The sequence below is a fragment of the Kitasatospora sp. NBC_01266 genome, from assembly GCF_036242395.1.
GTDB lineage: Bacteria > Actinomycetota > Actinomycetes > Streptomycetales > Streptomycetaceae > Kitasatospora.
The window spans coordinates 3,336,803-3,357,044 of sequence record NZ_CP108458.1 but is presented as its reverse complement, the minus strand read 5'-3'; the positions used below and the strand labels follow the sequence as shown (position 1 = coordinate 3,357,044).

12 protein-coding genes are annotated in these 20,242 nt (G+C 71.9%); 9 read left to right on the top strand and 3 right to left on the bottom strand.

Annotation, left to right across the window (positions count from 1 at the left end; all coding sequences use genetic code 11):
• Together mtrB and OG403_RS14250 are read left to right on the top strand one after the other, a co-directional pair.
• Positions 1–2,091, top strand: coding sequence for an MtrAB system histidine kinase MtrB (gene mtrB / locus OG403_RS14255; RefSeq protein ID WP_442910914.1), 2,091 nt, complete (start codon positions 1–3; stop codon positions 2,089–2,091).
• On the top strand, positions 2,072–3,991 hold the full coding sequence (locus OG403_RS14250; RefSeq protein WP_329564615.1) for an LpqB family beta-propeller domain-containing protein: 1,920 nt from the start codon (positions 2,072–2,074) through the stop codon (positions 3,989–3,991). The genes mtrB and OG403_RS14250 overlap by 20 nt, the downstream gene beginning before the upstream one ends.
• Here the strand turns inward: OG403_RS14250 and OG403_RS14245 are convergent.
• Positions 3,979–4,854 (bottom strand): ComF family protein, encoded by an 876-nt coding sequence (locus OG403_RS14245; RefSeq protein ID WP_329564614.1) that lies wholly within the window; start codon positions 4,852–4,854, stop codon positions 3,979–3,981. The two genes, OG403_RS14250 and OG403_RS14245, sit on opposite strands and share 13 nt — an antisense overlap.
• Before the next feature lie 356 nt (positions 4,855–5,210).
• Here OG403_RS14245 and hpf point away from each other — a divergent pair, with 356 nt between their 5' ends.
• Positions 5,211–5,903, top strand: coding sequence for a ribosome hibernation-promoting factor, HPF/YfiA family (gene hpf, locus OG403_RS14240; protein ID WP_329564613.1), 693 nt, complete (start codon positions 5,211–5,213; stop codon positions 5,901–5,903).
• A gap of 173 nt (positions 5,904–6,076) precedes the next feature.
• The gene (locus OG403_RS14235; RefSeq protein WP_442911064.1) at positions 6,077–6,841 is read left to right on the top strand and encodes a response regulator; all 765 of its coding nucleotides are present in this window, start codon (positions 6,077–6,079) and stop codon (positions 6,839–6,841) included.
• A gap of 1 nt (position 6,842) precedes the next feature.
• Here OG403_RS14235 and OG403_RS14230 read toward each other — a convergent pair whose 3' ends face one another.
• Positions 6,843–8,051 (bottom strand): winged helix-turn-helix domain-containing protein, encoded by a 1,209-nt coding sequence (locus OG403_RS14230; RefSeq protein WP_329564611.1) that lies wholly within the window; start codon positions 8,049–8,051, stop codon positions 6,843–6,845.
• Between the two features lie 274 nt (positions 8,052–8,325).
• Here OG403_RS14230 and secA point away from each other — a divergent pair, with 274 nt between their 5' ends.
• Positions 8,326–11,103 carry a preprotein translocase subunit SecA gene (secA, locus tag OG403_RS14225; RefSeq protein WP_329564610.1) on the top strand — a complete coding sequence of 926 codons (2,778 nt, stop codon included), beginning with the start codon at positions 8,326–8,328 and terminating at the stop codon, positions 11,101–11,103.
• 77 nt (positions 11,104–11,180) lie between these two features.
• Here the strand turns inward: secA and OG403_RS14220 are convergent, their stop codons facing one another.
• Positions 11,181–11,693, bottom strand: a complete 513-nt coding sequence (locus OG403_RS14220; RefSeq protein ID WP_329564609.1) for an Rv3235 family protein — start codon at positions 11,691–11,693, stop codon at positions 11,181–11,183.
• Between the two features lie 262 nt (positions 11,694–11,955).
• Between OG403_RS14220 and OG403_RS14215 the strand changes: the two genes are divergently transcribed.
• The 4 genes from OG403_RS14215 to OG403_RS14200 all read left to right on the top strand — a co-directional run bounded on the left by OG403_RS14215 (position 11,956) and on the right by OG403_RS14200 (position 20,148).
• Positions 11,956–12,465, top strand: coding sequence for a DUF6912 family protein (locus OG403_RS14215; protein ID WP_329564608.1), 510 nt, complete (start codon positions 11,956–11,958; stop codon positions 12,463–12,465).
• 96 nt (positions 12,466–12,561) lie between these two features.
• The gene (locus OG403_RS14210; protein ID WP_329564607.1) at positions 12,562–13,218 is read left to right on the top strand and encodes an HAD family hydrolase; all 657 of its coding nucleotides are present in this window, start codon (positions 12,562–12,564) and stop codon (positions 13,216–13,218) included.
• Positions 13,219–13,298: 80 nt separating this feature from the next.
• Entirely contained in the window at positions 13,299–14,924 is a 1,626-nt protein-coding gene (pruA, locus tag OG403_RS14205; RefSeq protein ID WP_329572304.1) for an L-glutamate gamma-semialdehyde dehydrogenase, read from the top strand.
• Positions 14,925–15,201: 277 nt separating this feature from the next.
• A complete protein-coding gene (locus tag OG403_RS14200; RefSeq protein WP_329564606.1) occupies positions 15,202–20,148 on the top strand; it encodes an NAD-glutamate dehydrogenase in 4,947 nt (1,648 codons plus the stop codon).
• Positions 20,149–20,242: the final 94 nt, after the last annotated feature.

The following is a 20,242-nucleotide window of genomic DNA, read 5'->3' as shown; positions in this document are numbered from 1 at the left end:
GTGACGCACCAGGTTCACCCCTCCCCGTCCGGCCCGGCCGTTGACGGGGAGGAGCAGTACGGGGAGGCCGCCGCCATGGGGCGGTCGGGCTCCCCGCTGGGGCTGCTCGCACGTCGGCTGCGCAGCCCGTTCCTGCGGACGTCCGCGCTGTACCGGCGTTCGATCCAGCTGCGCGTGGTGGCGGCCACCATGCTGCTCTCGGTCGCGCTGGTGGTGGTGCTCGGCGTGGTGGTGATGGCGCAGGTCCGCACCGGGCTGCTGGACACCAAGAAGCACGCCGCCGAGAACCAGGCCAGCGGCGCCTTCGTCACCGCGCAGCAGCAGAGCGACGCGCTCAACGAGCAGCGGGCCAAGGCCGGCGCGGCCGGCGGCGACCCGAGCCCGAGCGAGCCCGGCACCTGGATCTCCGACCAGGTCGCCAACCTGGCCAGCGGCGGGCAGGGCGTCTACTCGGTGATCGGCCTGCGGCCCTCCGACGACGGTGCGCCGCCGAGCGTGATCCGGGCCTCGGGCGACGTGAGCTACAGCAGCATCTCGCAGGAGCTGGAGGCGCAGGTCGCGCAGGACCCGAGCGTCCCGCACGAGCAGACCACCACGATCCACCGGGGCGTCGGAGCCCAGGCGCACTCCGAGCCGGGTCTGGTGATCGGCCGGCAGCTGAACGGGCCGGACAACGTGAAGTACCAGCTCTACTTCGCGTTCTCCTTCGCCCAGGAGGACAACACGCTGAGCCTGGTCACCGGCACGGTGGCCACCGCCGGCGTCTTCATCGTGATCCTGGTCAGCTGCACCGCCTGGCTGGTGGTGCGCCAGGTGGTCACCCCGGTGCGGATGGCCGCCGGGATCGCCGAGCGGCTGGCGGACGGCCACCTCGAAGAGCGGATGAAGGTCACCGGCACCGACGACATCGCCCGGCTCGGCGAATCCTTCAACCGGATGGCCGACGCGTTGCAGACCCAGATCCGGCAGCTGGAGGAACTCTCCCGGGTGCAGCGGCGGTTCGTCTCGGACGTCTCGCACGAGCTGCGCACCCCGCTGACCACCGTGCGGATGGCCGCCGACCTGATCTACGACAGCCGCGAGGACCTGGATCCGATGGCGGCCCGCTCGGCCGAGCTGCTGCAGGGCCAGCTGGACCGCTTCGAGTCGCTGCTCGCCGACCTGCTGGAGATCAGCAGGTTCGACGCGGGCGCCGCGGTGCTGGACGCCGAGCCGGTGGACCTGCGCGACATCGTGCACCGGGTGGTCGAGGCGGCCGATCCGCTGGCCCGGCTCAAGGGCAGCGCGGTGCTGCTGCGCGGGGCCGATGAGCCGGTGGTGGCCGAGGTCGACCCGCGCCGGATCGAGCGGATCCTGCGCAACCTGGTGGTCAACGCGCTGGAGCACGGCGAGGGCCGGGACGTGGTCGTGCGGCTCGGCTCGGCCGACGGCGCGGTCGCGGTCGGCGTGCGGGACTACGGCATCGGGCTCAAGCCCGGCGAGGCCTCCCGGGTCTTCCACCGGTTCTGGCGGGCCGACCCGTCCCGGGTGCGGACCACCGGCGGTACCGGCCTGGGCCTGTCGATCGCGGTGGAGGACGCCCACCTGCACGGCGGCTGGCTGCAGGCCTGGGGCGAGCCCGGGGGCGGCTCGCACTTCCGGCTCACCCTGCCGCGCACCCGTGGCGGCGAGATCGGCCGGGCGCCGTTCCGGCTGGAGCCGGAGGACTCGCGCTACAACCGCGGCCTGCGCGCGCAGGGCACCCCGTACCGACGGGCGCTGCCGGCCGGGGCGACCGCGCTGACGGCCAGTGGCGAGCCGACGGTGATCCCGGAGACCCCGGGTGGTGCGGGCGGCGGGCTCGGTCCCGGGCTCGGCGGCGTGCTGAGCATCGGCGGGGCGGGGCTCGGCCGCCGGCTGCCGCAGTCCCCGGTCGTCGCCGACCCGTCCGACGTGCGGGCGGCGGGCGGCGGGTACGGTGCCACCGGTGCCCAGGTGGTGGTGGACCCCGGGCGGCTGCGGCCGCAGGATGCTGAACCGGGTGGCGAATCGGCGCGCGGCGCCGACGGGACGAGCGCTAAGGGGGCGCGGGGTGGGGAGCAGCAGGACTAGTCGGCGCTGGGCGGGGAGCGGGCTGGTCGCGCTGACCGTGCTGGTCACGGCGGGCTGCGCCACGATGCCGGACAGTGGTCCGCCCGAGCCGGTCGACCCGCCCTCGGGCGCGGCTCAGGGCGTCCAGGTCCGGGTCATCCCGGTGCCGCCGCGGGACGGGCAGTCGCCGCGCCAGGTGCTGCAGAACTTCCTGGACGCCTCGATCGCGGACGAGCACGACTATCAGACCGCGCGGGAGTACCTGACCCCCGAGGCGGTCAAGAAGTGGCAGCCCGACACCGGCGCGGTGATCCTCGCGGCCACCAACCCGGACTCGTCGTCCGGTGACGGCGACCCCGACCATGCCACGGTGGTGCTCCAGTCGCAGGAGATCGCCTCGCTGGACGGCAAGCACACCTACCGGGCCACCAGCGATCCGCACTACTCCGCCAGCTTCAGCCTGATCAACGTGGCCAAGGACACCGGCAAGGACTCCAAGGACGCGGCCACCAAGGCGCAGTGGCGGATCAGCGACCTGCCGCCGGTGCTGATCCTCAACCAGACCAACTTCCGCAACGCCTACCAGCAGGCGGACCGCTACTTCTTCACCGTTCCGGACCCGTCGCTGCCGCCGGGTTCGCCGGGCGCCGACCAGTCGGTGCTGGTGCCCGACCCGATCTTCGTGCGGCGCCGAATAGACCCGGCCTCCGCCGCGGCCGCGGCCCTGGCCGAGGGCCCCTCCGACTGGCTCAAGCCCGCCGTCCGCTCGGCCTTCGACGGCACCAGCCCGGCCGCCACCGTCACCGCCGACGCCACCGGTTCCTACAAACTGCAGATCGACGGCGTCAACTTCCAGACCAGCCAGGCGCAGTGCGACCAGATGGCGGCGCAGCTCTACTTCACCCTGGTCAGCCTGAGCGGCCCCGGCTCCGTCGAAAAGGTGACGCTGACCGCCAAGCGCGGCGCCTGCGACCTCAGTTCCGGGCAGGCCAGGCTGCTCTCCTGGGCGCCGGGCAGCCTGACCTCGGCGGCCAACGGCGGCGGCCTGCCGTACGCGCGCAACGCGGACACCGGGCAGCTGATCCGGCTGGACAACAACACCCCGGTGCCCGGCGTGCTCGGGACCGCCACCGTGCCCCCCGCGCTGCGGCCGGCCGGCGGGCAGCTGGGATCGTTCGCCGTCCGACGCGACGGGCGGGCCGCCGCGGTGGTCAGCACCGACGGCAAGGGGCTCTACGAGGCGGCGCTGGACGACAGCGCCAAGCAGCTCGGCGGCGCGCTGGTCACCAGCCGGGCGCCGAGCCCCGACCAGGGGCTCGGCTCGCCCAGCTGGGACGGCTTCGGCGGACTCTGGGTGGTGGACCGCGATCCGGCGAACCCGCAGGTCTGGCTGATCCGGGGAAGCAGCCGCTCCACCGTCCCGGTGGACCTGCCGGACGGGCGGACGGTGGAGACCATCCGGCTCTCCTCCGACGGCACCAGGGCGGCGCTGCTGCTCCTCGACCCCTCGACCAAGACGTGCAGTCTGGCGCTCGGGCTGGTGGTGCGCGTCGCCGGCGCGCAGTCGGGCGCCGCGATCACCGACGTGCGGGCGATCGCACCGCAGCTCGCCGACGTCACCTCGGTCTCCTGGGCCGATCCGGACATGCTGCTGGCACTCGGCAAGGAGAGCGACGGGGTGCAGCAGCTGCACTACGTGCCGACCGACGGCTCGGGCAGCGGCACGGACAACGCGCTGCAGGCGGTGGACGGGATGACCGTGGTGGCCGCCTCGGAGGACCACGCCGACCAGGTGCTCGCCGACTCCAAGGAGCAGGACCCCAAGGAGCAGGACACCATCTACTCGCTCTTCGGCACCGCTCCGCCGCAGTGGCGGGCGTACAACCACAGCGGCGCCGTGCTGCCCGCCTACCCGGGCTGACCGGGCGGGGGCCAGGCCGGCAGCCGGCGGCGGTTGCGCCGGTGCACCGCGCGCGGGGCACCGGCGTGAGCCCCCGGCTCATCGGGCGTCGACGTCGTCGGGTCGTGGGGCGCCGGTTCGTGCGGCGCCGCGGTGTGGGGTGGCTGCTCGCGGCGGGCGGTGGCGGCCACCGTGGCGGCGGCCAGCGGTGGCGCGCCGGCCGCGCGGAGCGCTCGGGCCGCCTCGCCGAGGCTGGCGCCGGTGGTCACCAGGTCGTCCACCAGGATCAGTTGACGGCCGTTGAGTGCCTGGCGGACGAGCGGCGGGACGGACAGCGCCTGGTGCAGGTTGGCCTGCCGCTGCTCGGCGCCGAGGCCGGCCTGGTCGGCGACCCGGTGGTGCTGGCGCAGCACCGGGGCGACCCGGCAGGGCAGTCCGGCCCGGCTGAGCCGGCGGGCGGCGGCCCGGGCCAGCCGCCTGGTCGCGTCGTGGCCGCGGGCCCGTACGGCGTGGCGGGCGGACGGGACGGGCACCAGCAGCACGGGGCGGCCGGCGGCGCGGCCGGCCGGGCCGGTCTGGACGGTCGGGACGGCCTGATCGGCGGCCAGGGCCGCGTGGACCGCCTCGGCGAGCACCGCGCCGAGCGGGCCGACCAGCCGCAGCGCGCCGCGCTCCTTGTGCGCGATCAGCAGCCGGCGCAGCGGATCCCGGTAGACGGCGCAGGAGTACAGCGGCGGCAGGCCGGGCGGCGCCGGATCGGGCCCGGCCGGCTGCCCGCGCAGCCCGTCGAGCAGGGCGCGGCAGGCGGCGCAGAGGTCGCCGCCAGGTTCGCCGCAGCCGGCGCAGGCGGTGGGCAGCAGCAGATCGAGCAGGAGCGCCGACACGACCCCTCCCGGTGACTCGGTGACGCTGTGTGGTGGGGCCAGGGTGGTCCGTCTGGGCGGAGTTGTCCAGATATTTACCCTCACTTCACTCGATAGAGGGTAGACAGGGGTGAACAGCTGTCTGGCCGGAACCCGCTCCGCCTAGCCTCCACTGCGGAGGCGAAAAGCCCGCCCGGGGTGTCTGATGAGGCTCCAAGGGGTTTCAAGCGCCTCCGTTGGGGAGGAAGTGGGTGAAGGCCCAGCCCGCCCGGCCGGTGGCCGGGCGGTGGGTCCGGCGGTAGTACGGCTGGTCAGGCTGGGTCTCAGTCCGGTCCGGTAGTCCGGATCGGCGTCAGCACGAGGGATCGGAGTTCTGCGTGGACATCGTCGTCAAGGGCCGCAAGACCGAGGTGCCCCAGAGGTTCCGCGAGCACGTGGCCGAGAAGCTGGAGAAGGTCCAGAGGTTCGACGGCAAGGTGATCAGCCTTGACGTCGAGGTGTCCAAGGAACACAACCCGCGTCAGGCCGACCGGTCCGACCGGGTGGAGATCACCGTCCGCACCCGTGGCCCGGTGATCCGGGCCGAGGCCGCCGCCGCCGACCCCTACGCGGCGCTCGATCTGGCCTCGGCGAAGCTCGACGCCCAGCTGCGCAAGTCCGCCGACCGGCGCCGGGTGCACCACGGGGCGCGCACCACGCCGCTGAGTGTCGCGGAGGCGACCGCGCGGATCGCGTCGCTGCCCGGCACGGCGACCATGGAGGAGTTGGAGGAGGCGCCGGTGCGCAAGACCGTGGCCCCCTCGCTGGAGGTCGAGGGCGAAGGGCCGCTGGTGGTCCGGGAGAAGACGCACACGGCCCACCCGATGACGCTGGCCCAGGCGTTGCACGCGATGGAGCTGGTGGCCCACGACTTCTACCTCTTCGTGGAGAAGGACAGCGGGCTGCCCAGCGTGGTCTACCGGCGTCGCGGCTACGACTACGGCGTCATCCACCTGAAGGCGGACGGCCTGGAGCCGGACGGCGAGATCGGCGGCGCCGGCGGCGCGATCAACGCTGCGGCCGACCGCTGAGCCCGCGGCTGTCCGTTGAGCCCGCGGCCCGCCGCTGAGGCTTGAGCCAGGTCCTGTGTCGGTACAACCGGCGGCCGGTGCTGAACCGGCCGCCGGTTTCGTCTGTCCGACGCGCCCGTTGGAGGGACCCCCGCTGATCGGCGGTTGAATTCGGCCGCCCGGAGCGTGGAATGATGTGGCTCACAGCGTTCGGCGACGGGGGAGGGCGGATGGCGGACCGTTTCGAAGGCGGCGGCGATGACGGTCTGGAGCCCGCGTACGCACCGCGCGGCGGCGAGCCCATCCGGGTCCTGGTGGTGGACGACCACGCGCTGTTCCGGCGGGGGTTGGAGATCGTGCTGGCCGAGGAGCCGGACATCAAGGTGGTCGGCGAGGCGGGGGACGGCGCCGAGGCGGTGCTGAAGGCCGCCGACCTGCTGCCCGACATCATCCTGATGGACGTCCGGATGCCGCGTCGCAGCGGCATCGAGGCCTGTACCGCGATCAAGGAGGTGGCCCCCAGCACCAAGATCATCATGCTGACGATAAGCGATGAGGAGGCCGACCTCTACGAGGCGATCAAGGCGGGAGCCACTGGCTACCTGCTCAAGGAGATCTCCACCGACGAGGTGGCCACCGCGATCCGCGCGGTCGCCGACGGCCAGTCGCAGATCAGTCCCTCGATGGCGGCCAAGCTGCTGACCGAGTTCAAGTCGATGATCCAGCGCCGTTCCGACGACCGTGAGTTGGTGCCCGCGCCACGGCTGACGGACCGTGAGCTGGAGGTGCTCAAGCTGGTGGCGACCGGGATGAACAACCGGGAGATCGCCAAGGAGTTGTTCATCAGCGAGAACACCGTGAAGAACCATGTGCGCAACATCCTGGAGAAGCTGCAGCTGCACTCCCGGATGGAGGCCGTGGTCTACGCGATGCGGGAGAAGATCCTCGAAATAGGGTGACTCAGGCGGGCCCGAGGAGCCGGTCCAGCGCGGGCCGCAGCGACTCGCCGGCCGTCGCCCCGACGGTCAGTGCCTCGACGCGGACCTCGGTGCAGCCCACCCAACTCGCCGCCTCCCGCAGCGCTTCGGCCAGCGCGGGCAGGTGGCGGGGCGCGTCGAGCGAGACCTGCCGGGCCACCAGGACGGTGCCCTCGCGGGCCGGGTCGACCCGGCCGACCAGCCGCCCGCCGGCCAGCAGCGGCATCGCGAAGTACCCGTGCACCCGCTTCTGTTTGGGCGTGTAGGCCTCCAACCGGTGCGTCATGCCGAAGATCCGCTCGGTCCGCGCGCGATCCCAGACCAGCGAGTCGAACGGCGAGAGCAGCGTGGTGCGGTGCCGACCGCGCGGCTCGCCGGCCAGCGCCGTCGGGTCGGCCCAGGCCGGCGCGGTGGCCGTGCCACCGCCGGGACCCCAGCCGGCCACGGCCACCGGCTGCAGCCCCGACTCGGCCAGCACCGCGTCCAGTTGGGTGGATTTGAGCCGGTGGTAGTCCAGCAGGTCGGCCCGGGTGGCCACCCCGAGGGCCTGCCCGGCCTGGCGCACCAGGCGGGCCAGGCACTCCTGGTCGGTCAGCTCCTGCCGGTGGAGCTCGGCGGGCACGGCCTGCTCGGCCAGCGCGTAGACCCGCTTCCAGCCGCGCCGTTCGGTGCAGACCACGTCGCCGAAGGCCAGCGCCCGCTCCGCCGCGATCTTGCTGTCGGACCAGTCCCACCACTCGGCGGTCTTCTTCGCGCCACCGAGCTCCGTGCTGGTCAGCGGGCCCTCGGCGCCCAGCCGCGCCAGCACGCCCCGGTAGGCCTGCGGGCTCACCTGGTGGCCCCAGAGGTGGCCGCGCTCGCGGTAGGCGCGGCGGCGGAAGGCGAACAGCGGCCACTCCTCGATCGGCAGCACGCAGGCCGCGTGCGACCAGTACTCGAAGCTGCTCCGGGCGCCCCAGAGCGCCTGCTCGACGGCCGGGCGGCCGACCGCGCCGAGCCGGGCGTAGGGGACCAGTTCGTGCGAGCGGGCCAGCACCGAGATGGTGTCCAACTGCACGGCGCCCAGGTGGCGCAGCACTCCGCGCACCCCGGCGCGCCGGTCGGGCGCGCCGAGCAGGCCCTGGGCGCGCAGGGCGATCCGCCGGGCCTGGTCGGCGCTGAGGGTCAGGGTGGGCGGTGGCGCTGCGGTCATGGCGGCAGCGTAGGCGCCGGGAGTGACAGGCGGGCCGGTGCTCAGCCGGGCGGCCGGGCAGGCCGTGGGCCGCAAAAGGACTTTCTCATGCCCGATTTGTACCGTTACTGGCGCGTATCGCGGGATCCGCCCCCACGGGTGACACCGGAATGGCGTGCTGACGCACCTCCCGGCGGGTTGGCCTCCTCGCATACGATGGCCCGTGCGGTGGGGTGGATCCCGCCGCGCAGTTGTTGCTCAGTCCAGTGCCAATCCAGGCGAGGAGCCCGCTCAAGTGTCCGTCTTCGACAAGATCCTGCGCGCCGGCGAGGGCAAGATCCTTCGCAAGCTGCAGCGGATTGCTGCCCAGGTCAACTCCATCGAAGAGGACTTCGTCAACCTCACGGACGACGAGCTGCGTGCGCTGACCGACGAGTACAAGCAGCGGCTGGCCGACGGCGAGACCCTGGACGACATCCTCCCCGAGGCCTTCGCCACGGTCCGCGAGGCCGCCAAGCGCGTGCTCGGCCAGCGCCACTACGACGTGCAGCTGATGGGTGGCGCGGCCCTGCACCTCGGCCACGTCGCCGAGATGCGCACCGGCGAGGGCAAGACCCTGGTCGGCACGCTGCCCGCCTATCTCAACGCGCTCACCGGCAAGGGCGTGCACCTGATCACGGTCAACGACTACCTCGCCGAGCGTGACTCGGAGTGGATGGGCCGGGTGCACCGCTTCCTCGGCCTCGAGGTCGGCGTGATCCTCGGCAACATGCCGCCCGCCGAGCGCCAGCGCCAGTACGGGATGGACATCACGTACGGCACCAACAACGAGTTCGGCTTCGACTACCTGCGCGACAACATGGCCTGGTCGCAGGACGAACTGGTGCAGCGCGGCCACAACTTCGCGATCGTCGACGAGGTCGACTCGATCCTGATCGACGAGGCCCGCACCCCGCTGATCATCTCCGGCCCGGCCGACCAGGCGACCAAGTGGTACGCCGACTTCGCCAAGCTGGTGCTGCGCCTCAAGCGCGACCGCGACTACGAGGTCGACGAGAAGAAGCGCACCGTCGGCGTGCTGGAGGAGGGCGTCGGCCGGGTCGAGGACTACCTGGGCATCGACAACCTCTACGAGTCGGTGAACACCCCGCTCGTCGGGTTCCTGAACAACGCCATCAAGGCCAAGGAGCTCTACAAGAACGACAAGGACTACGTCGTGATGAACGGCGAGGTCATGATCGTTGACGAGCACACCGGCCGTATCCTGGCCGGCCGCCGCTACAACGAGGGCATGCACCAGGCGATCGAGGCCAAGGAGGGGGTGGAGGTCCAGAACGAGAACCAGACGCTGGCCACCATCACCCTGCAGAACTTCTTCCGCCTGTACGACAAGCTCTCCGGTATGACCGGTACCGCCACCACCGAGGCGGCCGAGTTCCACCAGATCTACAAGCTCGGTGTGGTCCCGATCCCGACCAACAAGAACCCGCTGCGGATCGACCAGCCCGACCTGATCTACAAGTCCGAGCCGGCCAAGTTCGCCGCCGTGGTCGAGGACATCGCCGAGAAGCACGAGAAGGGCCAGCCGGTCCTGGTCGGCACCGTTTCGGTGGAGAAGTCCGAGTACCTCTCCCAGGAGCTGCGCAAGCGCGGCATCCCGCACGAGGTGCTGAACGCCAAGCACCACGAGCGCGAGGCGCAGATCGTCGCCCAGGCCGGGCGCAAGGGCGCGGTCACCGTGGCCACCAACATGGCCGGCCGTGGCACCGACATCATGCTCGGCGGCAACTCCGACCACCTGGCCTCCGCCGAGCTGGCGCAGCGCGGCCTGAACCCGGTGGACACCCCGGAGGAGTACCAGGAGGCCTTCCCGGCCGCGCTGGAGAAGGCCAAGGCGGCGGTCAAGGCCGAGCAGGAGGAGGTGCAGGACCTCGGTGGCCTGTACGTGCTCGGCACCGAGCGGCACGAGTCGCGCCGGATCGACAACCAGCTGCGCGGCCGTAGCGGCCGTCAGGGCGACCCGGGCGAGTCCCGCTTCTACCTGTCGCTGGGCGACGACCTGATGCGCCTGTTCAAGGCCGGCATGGTCGAGCGCGTGCTGTCGATGGCGAACGTCCCCGAGGACGTGCCGATCGAGTCCAAGATGGTCACCCGCGCGATCGCCTCCGCGCAGACCCAGGTCGAGCAGCAGAACTTCGAGATCCGCAAGAACGTCCTCAAGTACGACGAGGTGCTCAACCGCCAGCGCGAGGTCATCTACGGCGAGCGCCGCCGGGTGCTGGAGGGCGAGGACCTGCAGGAGCAGATCGGCCACTTCATGGACGACACCGTGGAGGCGTACGTCACCGCCGCCACCGGTGAGGGCTTCGAGGACGACTGGGACCTGGAGAAGCTCTGGACCGCGCTCAAGCAGCTCTACCCGATGACCCTGGAGCTGGAGACCCTGGAGGAGGAGGCCGGCGGTGCCTCCGGCCTGACCAGCGACTTCCTCACCAAGGTGATCCAGGAGGACATCCAGGCGCAGTACGGCGCCCGCGAGGACCAGCTCGGCGAGCAGGTCATGCGTGAGCTGGAGCGCCGGGTCGTGCTGTCGGTGCTGGACCGCCGCTGGCGCGAGCACCTCTACGAGATGGACTACCTCCAGGAGGGCATCGGCCTGCGCGCGATGGCCCAGCGCGACCCGCTGGTCGAGTACCAGCGCGAGGGCTTCGACATGTTCGGCGCCATGATGGAGGGCATCAAGGAGGAGTCCGTCGGCTACCTGTTCAACCTGGAGGTCCAGGTCGAGCAGCAGGTCGAGGAGGTCCCGGTGCAGGACGCCACGTCGGGTGAGGGCTCGGAGGCGACCGAGGTCTCGCTGGAGAAGACCGCCCGCCCGGAGATCAAGGCCAAGGGCCTGGAGGCGCCCAAGCCGCAGCGCCTGCACTACACCGCGCCGATGGTGGACGGCGACGACACCGTGATCGAGGGCGACTTCGAGGACGGCATGGCGGACGACGCGGAGGGCGACGGCCTGACCCGCGCCGAGCGCCGCAAGGCCGCGAAGGCCACCAAGGGCCGCCGCCGCAAGTAGCGGGACCGCTTGGTCGGGGCGCCGTTCGGGAACACCCGGGCGGCGCCCCGCCGCGTCGGCGGGCTGTTCACCGCCTGCTACCTGGCCTCCACGGCGGCGCACTGCCACTGCTCGGTGCGCCAGTGCCGCTCCAGCCGGAACGCCACCACCCGGTGCCGCTCGCCCGTCTCGACCCGCACGCAGACCTCCAGCACGCCGGGCCCGGGCGCGCACTCGTGCACCTGGGCGAGCCGGGGGCGCGTCGTCCGGTCGGCCCGGCGCAGCGGGCCGTCGCTCGCCAGCCTGGCCAGCTGGCGGTAGCCGTCGTGGGTGGTGTGGCGGGCGAGCTGGCCGACCGGGCGCAGCCCGGCCAGCACCTCGACCAGGCGCAGCGCGAAGCGCGGGGCCAGCCCGGAGCTGTCGCAGGCGGCGCGCGGGTGGCGGGGCGGGCGCGGCGGGGCCGGCCGGTGGGCGGGTCCGGGACGCCGGGGCGGCACCCGGCGCGGTGCCGGGCAGTGGGTGCCCGTCAGCCGGTGGATGGTCGGTCCGGCGCCGCCGCCGGTGGCGGCGGCAGTGGTGCCGGTGGTGGAGCGGAGCGCGGTCTCGGCCATGAGCGGTACCCCCACATCAGGTTCGCGGAACGGTCTGCCTCTGTTATCGGTGCTCGGCGGCCGGGTCCCGAGCACCGCCCGGCCCCGCCGACGAGTCGCCCGGTCGGCGGCTTGACCACCCCGCTGACCAGTCCCTCCGGGCCCACCGCACCGCCGGGTCCGTCCGTCGATGCGTCCGGCGATCCGCTCGAAGGGGGACAGTGATCGTCCGGGCCGTATTCTGTGGAGGTCCCGCAGCACCCCAGGAAGCGAGCGTGCCCCGATGCGTGTCTACGTGCCCACCACCCTGGCCGCACTGGCCCAGGCGCACCGAGGCGGCGCGCTGGAGCAGTCCGCGGCGTACGCGGTCACCCCCGCGCTGCGCGAGTGGTACGTCAGCGACGACCTGGAGGAGCTGGAGTACGCCGCACTGGTCCGCGCAGCCCAGTCCTCGCTGCGGCTGCTGGCCGTCGACCCGCGGACGCCGCGCCGCCGGGTGGTGGTGGCGCTGGACGTGCCGGACGCCGCCGTCCAGCCGTTCACCGGTGACGAGTACCAGGACCAGGCCTCGCTCGGCCGGGTCGTGCTGGCCGGCCCGGTCGTGCTGGCCAAGGCCGCCGCGGTGCACGCGGACGCCGAGGACGAGGAGGTGCTCGAGGACGTCGGCGCCGCCGTGGCCGCGATCGCGGCCGCCGACGCCGGTGACGCCGACGCGCAGTTCAGCGTGGACGGCGCCGAGGACCACGAACTGCTCTGGTACGCCACCCAGGAGATCCCCGGGCTGATCGGCTGACGGGCCGACCGCCGACCCCGGTCGGGCGGCGGACCGGATACCTTCCGGTCCGCCGCCCGACACCCCTTTGTCGGTGACAGCCGCTACCGTGCCCGGGTGCGAACTCATATCGTCTGGGACTGGAACGGGACCCTGCTGCATGACATGGCGGCGGTGGTCGGGGCGAGCAATGCCGCATTCGCCGTGGTGGGCGGCGCGCCGCTGACCCTTGAGCAGTACCGCGAGATGTACGAGATCCCGATCCCGCGCTTCTACCAGCGGGCGCTGGGCTTCCAGCCGAGCGGTGCCGAGTGGGAGCGGCTGGACGCCACCTTCCAGCAGCACTACAGCGAGCTCAGCGGTGACTGCGGGCTGACCGAGGGCGTCCCCGAGCTGCTCGCCGCCTGGGCGGCCGAGGGCCACACCCAGTCGCTGCTGTCGATGTACGAGCACCGGCGCCTGGTCCCGGTGGTGGAGTCGTTCGGCATCCAGCGGCACTTCCTGCGGGTGGACGGCCGCACCGGTCCCTCGCACGGCCAGAAGGCCGCCTCGCTGGTCCGCCACCTGGCCGCGCTCGGTCCCGCCGCGGACCCGGCCCGCACCGTGCTGATCGGGGACGCGGCCGACGACGCGCTGGCCGCCCGCCAGGTCGGCGCGCACGCCGTGCTCTACACCGGTGGTTCGCACAGCCGGGCGAACCTGGAGCCGGTCGGCGTGCCGGTGGTGGACACCCTGGCCGAGGCCGTGGAGCTGGCCCGGCGGATCACCGGCTGACCGGTGTGTCGGCGCCGGGGCGGTGGCCCGGCCGTGGTCAAGCTGGGTTGACCACAACGCCAAGGAGCCGCCCCATGCCGATCGACGCCGTGACCAAGGTGCCCGTCCCGGTCAACGAGCCGGTGCACGGCTACGCCCCGGGCAGTGCGGAGCGCGAGCGCCTGCGGCGGCGGCTGGACGAGCTGGCGGCCGAGCCGATCCCGCTGCCGATGACCATCGGCGGCGAGCGGCGGTTCGGCTCCGGCGAGCGGATCGACGTGGTCCAGCCGCACCACCACGCGGCCAAGCTGGGGGTGCTGGGCAACGCCACCACCCAGGACGCCGAGCTCGCGGTGGACGCGGCGCTGGCCGCCGGGCCCGACTGGCGCCGGCTCTCCTTCGACGACCGCGCGGCGGTCTTCCTGCGGGCCGCCGAGCTGCTGGCCGGCCCGTGGCGGGAGACCCTGGCGGCGGCCACCATGCTCGGCCAGTCCAAGACCGCCCAGCAGGCCGAGATCGACGCGCCCTGCGAGCTGGTCGACTTCTGGCGCTTCAACGTGCACTTCGCCCGCCGGCTGCTGGCCGAGCAGCCCGACTCCTCGCCCGGCGTGTGGAACCGCACCGACCACCGGCCGCTGGAAGGCTTCGTCTACGCCGTCACCCCGTTCAACTTCACCGCCATCGCCGGCAACCTGCCCACCGCCCCGGCGCTGCTCGGCAACACCGTGGTCTGGAAGCCGGCCCCCACCCAGACTTTCGCGGCGCACCAGCTGATGCTCCTGCTGGAGGCGGCCGGCCTGCCGCCCGGGGTGATCAACCTGGTCACCGGGGACGGCCAGGCGCTCTCCCAGGTGGCACTGGCCAGCCCGCAGCTGGCCGGCCTGCACTTCACCGGCTCCACCGCCACCTTCCGCGCGCTCTGGCAGACCATCGGCGCCAACCTGGCCGGCTACCGGGGCTACCCGCGGATCGTCGGGGAGACCGGCGGCAAGGACTTCCTGATCGCCCACCCCTCGGCCGACCCTGAGATCCTGACCACCGCGCTGATCCGCGGCGCCTTCGAGTACCAGGGGCAGAAGTGCTCGGCGCTCTCCCGCGCCTACCTGCCGCGCGGCCTCTGGGAGCGGATCAAGGACGACCTGCTGGCCCGGGTGGACGCGCTGACCGTGGGCGACGTGACCGATCTGAGCAACTTCATGGGCGCGCTGATCGACGCCAGGGCGTTCGCCAAGAACCGGGACGCGATCGAGCGGGCCCGGCGCGATCCGCGGGTCGAACTGGTGGCGGGCGGGCAGTACGACGACGCGATCGGCTACTTCGTCCGCCCGACCGTGCTGTTGAGCCAGGAGAGCCGCAACGAGATCTTCTCGACCGAGTACTTCGGCCCGATCCTGGCCGTCCAGCTCTACGAGGACCGCCGCTGGCGCGAGGCGCTGGCCGCCGTGGACAGCGACGCGCCGTACGGCCTGACCGGCGCGGTGATCGCCCAGGACCGGCAGGCCATCGCCGAGGCCCTCGAGGCGCTGCGCTTCGCGGCCGGAAACTTCTACATCAACGACAAGCCCACCGGCGCCGTGGTCGGCCAGCAGCCCTTCGGCGGCGGCCGCGCCTCGGGGACCAACGACAAGGCCGGTGCAGAGCAGAACCTGCGGCGCTGGACCTCGACTCGATCCATCAAGGAGACGTTCGTCCCACCGACCGAAGTCGGCTACCCGCACATGCGCTGACCTCGTAAGACTTGGACAAGCTGTCCAGGAAGAGTGGATCTCCCTGCATCTTTGCGCCTCCCTGTCCCCTGACACCTTCGTTTCGGCCCGTTAGGCTGGCTGGCGTCGTCGGGGCGCGTCCCGCAGGTGAAAGACCTGTCGTACCCAGGCGAGGGGTTCTTTAAGCGTGCCTTGAGCGCCTCTGGCCAGGATCGTGCGGGAGGATTGCGGAGCGACCCGGCGGTGACCCTGACCACCACCGAGTCACGCAACGGCGCGCGACAGGAGCCAAACAGCCATGCAGACCAAGCTGGACGCGGCGAAGGCCGAACTGCTCGTCAAGGCGGCCGCGGCCGCGGAGCACAGCCAGGTAGGGGGAGCGGCGCCCGGAGAGGGTCTGGGCAACGGTGCTCTGACCGCGTACCTGAACCACTACTACCTCCACACCGCGCCCGAGGACCTGATCGACCGCGACCCGGTCGACGTCTACGGCGCGGCAGCCTCGCACTACCGGCTGGGGCTGAAGCGTCCCCAGGGCACCGCCGAGGTCCGGGTCTCCACCCCCACCGTCGACGAGAACGGCTGGTCCAGCGGCCACACCGTGGTCGAGGTGGTCACCGACGACATGCCGTTCCTGGTCGACTCGGTCACCAACGAGCTGTCCCGGCAGAACCGCGCGATCCACCTGGTGATCCACCCCCAGCTGGTCGTGCGCCGCGACATCACCGGCAAGCTGCTGGAGATCCTCGACATCGACGCCTGCGCGCGCAGCCAGGCCGGCGGCGCCGAATGGCCCGCCGATGCCACCGTCGAGTCCTGGATGCACGTCGAGATCGACCGCGAGAGCGACCGCGAGGACCTGCGGCAGATCGAGTCCGACCTGCGCCGCGTCCTGGGCGACGTGCGCGAGGTGGTCGAGGACTGGGCGAAGATGCGCACCTCCGCGCTCCGCCTGGCCGACGAGCTCGCCGAGCAGCCCCCGGCCCACCTGCCCGAGCAGGAGGTCGGCGAGTCCTGGGAGCTGATGCGCTGGCTGGCCGACGACCACTTCACCTTCCTCGGCTACCGCGAGTACGACCTGGTCGAGCACGAGGGCGAGGCGGTGCTGCGGGCCGTCCCCGGCACCGGCCTGGGCATCCTGCGCTCCGACCCGATCAGCCACGACACCGACCACCACCCGGTCAGCGAGTCCTTCGGCCGCCTGTCCGCCCCGGTGCGGGCCAAGGCGCACGAGAAGAAGCTGCTGGTGCTGACCAAGGCCAACTCCCGCTCCACCGTGCACCGTCCGTCCTACCTGGACTACGTCGGCGTGAAGAAGTTCGACGCCGACGGCAACGTGATCGGTGAGCGCCGCTTCCTCGGCCTCTTCTCCTCGGCCGCCTACACCGAGTCGGTCACCCGGATCCCGGTGGTCCGCCGCAAGGTCCAGGAAGTGGTCAACGCCTCCGGCTTCTCCGCCGAGAGCCACGACGGCCGGGACCTGCTGCAGATCCTGGAGACCTTCCCGCGCGACGAGATGTTCCAGACCGCCGCCGAGGAGCTCCAGCAGATCGCGACCAGCGTGCTGTACCTCCAGGAGCGCCGCAAGCTGCGGCTGTACCTGCGGCAGGACGAGTACGGGCGCTACTTCTCCGCGCTGGTCTACCTGCCGCGCGACCGCTACACCACCCGCATCCGGCTGCGCCTGATGGACATCCTGATGCAGGAGCTGAACGGCTCGACCATCGACTACACGGTGTGGTCCACCGAGTCGGTCCTGACCCGCCTGCACTTCGTGATCCGGGTCGCCCCGGGCAGCGAGCTGAGCGAGCTGACCGAGGTCGAGATCGAGCGGATCGAGGCCAAGCTGGCCGAGGCCGCCCGGTTCTGGATGGACGGCTTCAACGACCAGCTGCTGGTCGAGCTGGGCGAGGAGAAGGCCGCCGAGCTGTCGCACAAGTACGCCAACGCCTTCCCCGACGGCTACCGCGCCGACTTCACCGCGCGCACCGCCGTGGCCGACCTCAAGCAGATCGAGTCGCTGCACGGCGAGGGCGACTTCCGGCTCAACCTCTACCAGCCGGTCGGCGCCGGCGACGACGAGCGCCGCTTCAAGATCTACCGGGTCGGCGGCCCGATCTCGCTGACCGAGGTGCTCCCGGTGCTGCAGCGCCTGGGCGTCGAGGTGCTGGACGAGCACCCGTACGCGCTGCGCCGCTCCGACCACACCACCGCCTGGGTCTACGACTTCGGTCTGCGGCTGCGGGAGGCCAGCGAGCTGACCGACGAGGCCCGCGAGCGCTTCCAGGAGGCCTTCGCCGCCACCTGGCAGGGGCTGGCCGAGAACGACGGCTTCAACGGCCTGATCCTGACCGCCGGGCTGAACTGGCGTCAGGCGGTCGTGCTGCGCGCCCTGGCCAAGTACCTGCGCCAGGCCGGCAGCACCTTCTCGCAGGACTACATGGAGGACGCGCTCCGCAACAACGCGCACACCACCCGCCTGCTGGTGAACCTCTTCGAGGCCCGCCTGAGCCCCAGCCACCAGCTGGGCGCGGGCGAGCTGGGCGAGGCCATCCTGGAGGAGCTGGACGGCGCGCTGGACGAGGTCGTGTCGCTGGACGAGGACCGCATCCTGCGCTCCTTCCTGCACCTGATCAAGGCCACCCTGCGGACCAACTTCTTCCAGCGCGCGGCCGACGGCCAGTGGCACCCGTACGTGTCGATGAAGTTCGACCCGCACGCCATCCCGGACCTGCCGGCCCCCCGCCCGGCCTTCGAGATCTGGGTCTACTCGCCCCAGGTCGAGGGCGTGCACCTGCGCTTCGGCAAGGTCGCCCGCGGCGGCCTGCGCTGGTCCGACCGGCGCGAGGACTTCCGCACCGAGATCCTGGGCCTGGTCAAGGCGCAGATGGTGAAGAACACCGTGATCGTCCCGGTCGGCGCCAAGGGCGGCTTCGTCGCCAAGCAGCTGCCGGACCCGGCGGTGGACCGCGATGCCTGGCTGGCCGAGGGCATCTCGTCCTACAAGACCTTCATCTCCGCGCTGCTGGACATCACCGACAACCTCAAGGCCGGCGAGGTCGTCCACCCGGTCGACGTGGTCCGGCACGACGAGGACGACACCTACCTGGTGGTCGCCGCCGACAAGGGCACCGCGACCTTCTCGGACATCGCCAACGGCGTGGCCGAGGAGTACGGCTTCTGGCTCGGCGACGCCTTCGCCTCCGGCGGCTCGGCCGGCTACGACCACAAGGGCATGGGCATCACCGCCCGCGGTGCCTGGGAGTCGGTCAAGCGCAACTTCCGCGAGCTGGGCGTGGACACCCAGACCGAGGACTTCACCGTGGTCGGCATCGGCGACATGTCCGGTGACGTGTTCGGCAACGGCATGCTGCTCAGCGAGCACATCCGGCTGCTGGCCGCCTTCGACCACCGGCACATCTTCCTGGACCCGAACCCGGACGCCGCGACCTCCTACGCGGAGCGCCGCCGGCTCTTCGACCTGCCGCGCAGCTCCTGGGACGACTACGACAAGTCGCTGATCTCGGCCGGCGGCGGCATCTTCCCGCGCAGCGCCAAGTCGATCCAGCTGAGCCCGCAGATCCGCGAGGCGCTTGGCCTGACGGTCGGCAAGCTCACTCCGGCCGAGCTGATGAAGGCGATCCTGCAGTCCCCGGTGGACCTGTTCTGGAACGGCGGCATCGGCACCTACGTCAAGGCCGAGCGGGAGACCAACGCGGACGTCGGCGACAAGGCCAACGACTCGATCCGGGTCAACGGCAGCCAGATCCGCGCCCGGGTGATCGGCGAGGGCGGCAACCTCGGCTGCACCCAGCTGGGCCGGATCGAGTACGCGCAGGTCGGCGGCCCGAACGGGGTCGGTGGCTGGATCAACACCGACGCGATCGACAACTCGGCCGGGGTGGACACCTCGGACCACGAGGTCAACATCAAGATCCTGCTCAACCAGGTGGTCGCCGAGGGCGACATGACGGTCAAGCAGCGCAACAGCCTGCTCGCCGAGATGACCGAGGAGGTCGGCAAGCTCGTCCTGCGCAACAACTACGCGCAGAACGTGGTGCTGGCCAACGCGGTGGCCCAGGCGCACAGCATGGTCAACGTCCACTCGCGGATGCTCAACCGGCTGGAGGCGGACGGTCAGCTGGACCGTGCGCTGGAGTTCCTGCCGAGCGAGAAGCAGCTGAAGGACCGTCAGGGCAACGGCTTCGGGCTGACCCAGCCGGAGCTGTCGGTGCTGCTCGCCTACACCAAGATCACCCTGGCCGACGAGCTGCTCGCCACCGGGCTGCCCGACGACCCGTACTTCCGCGAGACGCTCCACCTGTACTTCCCGACCGCGCTGCGGGAGAAGTTCGCCGAGGCGATCGACAACCACGCGCTGCGCCGCGAGATCATCACCACGCTGATCGTCAACGACACGATCAACCGCGGTGGTTGCACCTTCGCCTTCCGGCTGCGCGAGGAGACCGGGGCGACCTACGAGGAGATCGCCCGCACCCACACCGCGGCCCGCGCGGTCTTCGGCCTGGAGAAGATCTGGGACGAGGTCGAGGGGCTGGACAACCGGATCCCGGCCGAGATCGCCACCCGGATGCGCCTGCACTCGCGCCGCCTGGTCGAGCGGGCCACCCGGTGGATGCTCAACAACCGCCGCCAGCCGCTGGACATCGCCGACACCATCGCGTTCTTCCAGCAGCGGGTGGACCACGTCTGGACCAGCCTGCCCAAGCCGCTGCGCGGCGACAACCTGGCCTGGTTCGAGAAGATCCACGCCGAGCTGACCGGGGCGGGCGTCCCGGAGGCGCTGGCCACCCGGGTGGCCGGACTCTCCTCCGCCTTCCCGACGCTGGACGTCACCGAGGTCGCGGAGCGCTCCGGCAAGGACGTGGCCGAGGTCGCCGACCTCTACTACGACCTGGGTGACCGGCTGAGCATCACCCACCTGCTGGACCGGATCATCGAGCTGCCGCGGGTCGACCGCTGGTCCTCCATGGCCCGCACCTCGATCCGCGAGGACCTCTTCGCCGCGCACGCCCAGCTCACCGAGGACGTGCTGGCCTGCGGCCCGGAGAGCGCGACCAGCGAGGAGCGCTTCGCCGCCTGGGCCGAGCTCAACAGCACGCTGCTGAGCCGGGCGCAGACCACGCTGGACGACATAAGGGGTTCGGACACCTACGCGCTGTCCAGCCTCTCGGTGGCCATGCGGGTGATCCGCACGCTGCTGCGCACGGGCTCGATGCGCTGACGCGCGAGCGCACGACGGCGGGGCCGCACCTTCGGGTGCGGCCCCGCCGTCGTTGTCATCGCCGCGGACCGCGGCAGCCGGGCGGGTGAGGCTT

Coding starts and splice junctions, on each gene's coding strand:
- OG403_RS14235 (WP_442911064.1), top strand. CDS start 6,077: ATGTGGCTCACAGCGTTCGGCGACGGGGGAGGGCGGATGGCGGACCGT.
- OG403_RS14230 (WP_329564611.1), bottom strand. CDS start 8,051: ATGACCGCAGCGCCACCGCCCACCCTGACCCTCAGCGCCGACCAGGCC.
- OG403_RS14220 (WP_329564609.1), bottom strand. CDS start 11,693: ATGGCCGAGACCGCGCTCCGCTCCACCACCGGCACCACTGCCGCCGCC.
- OG403_RS14215 (WP_329564608.1), top strand. CDS start 11,956: ATGCGTGTCTACGTGCCCACCACCCTGGCCGCACTGGCCCAGGCGCAC.
- OG403_RS14200 (WP_329564606.1), top strand. CDS start 15,202: ATGCAGACCAAGCTGGACGCGGCGAAGGCCGAACTGCTCGTCAAGGCG.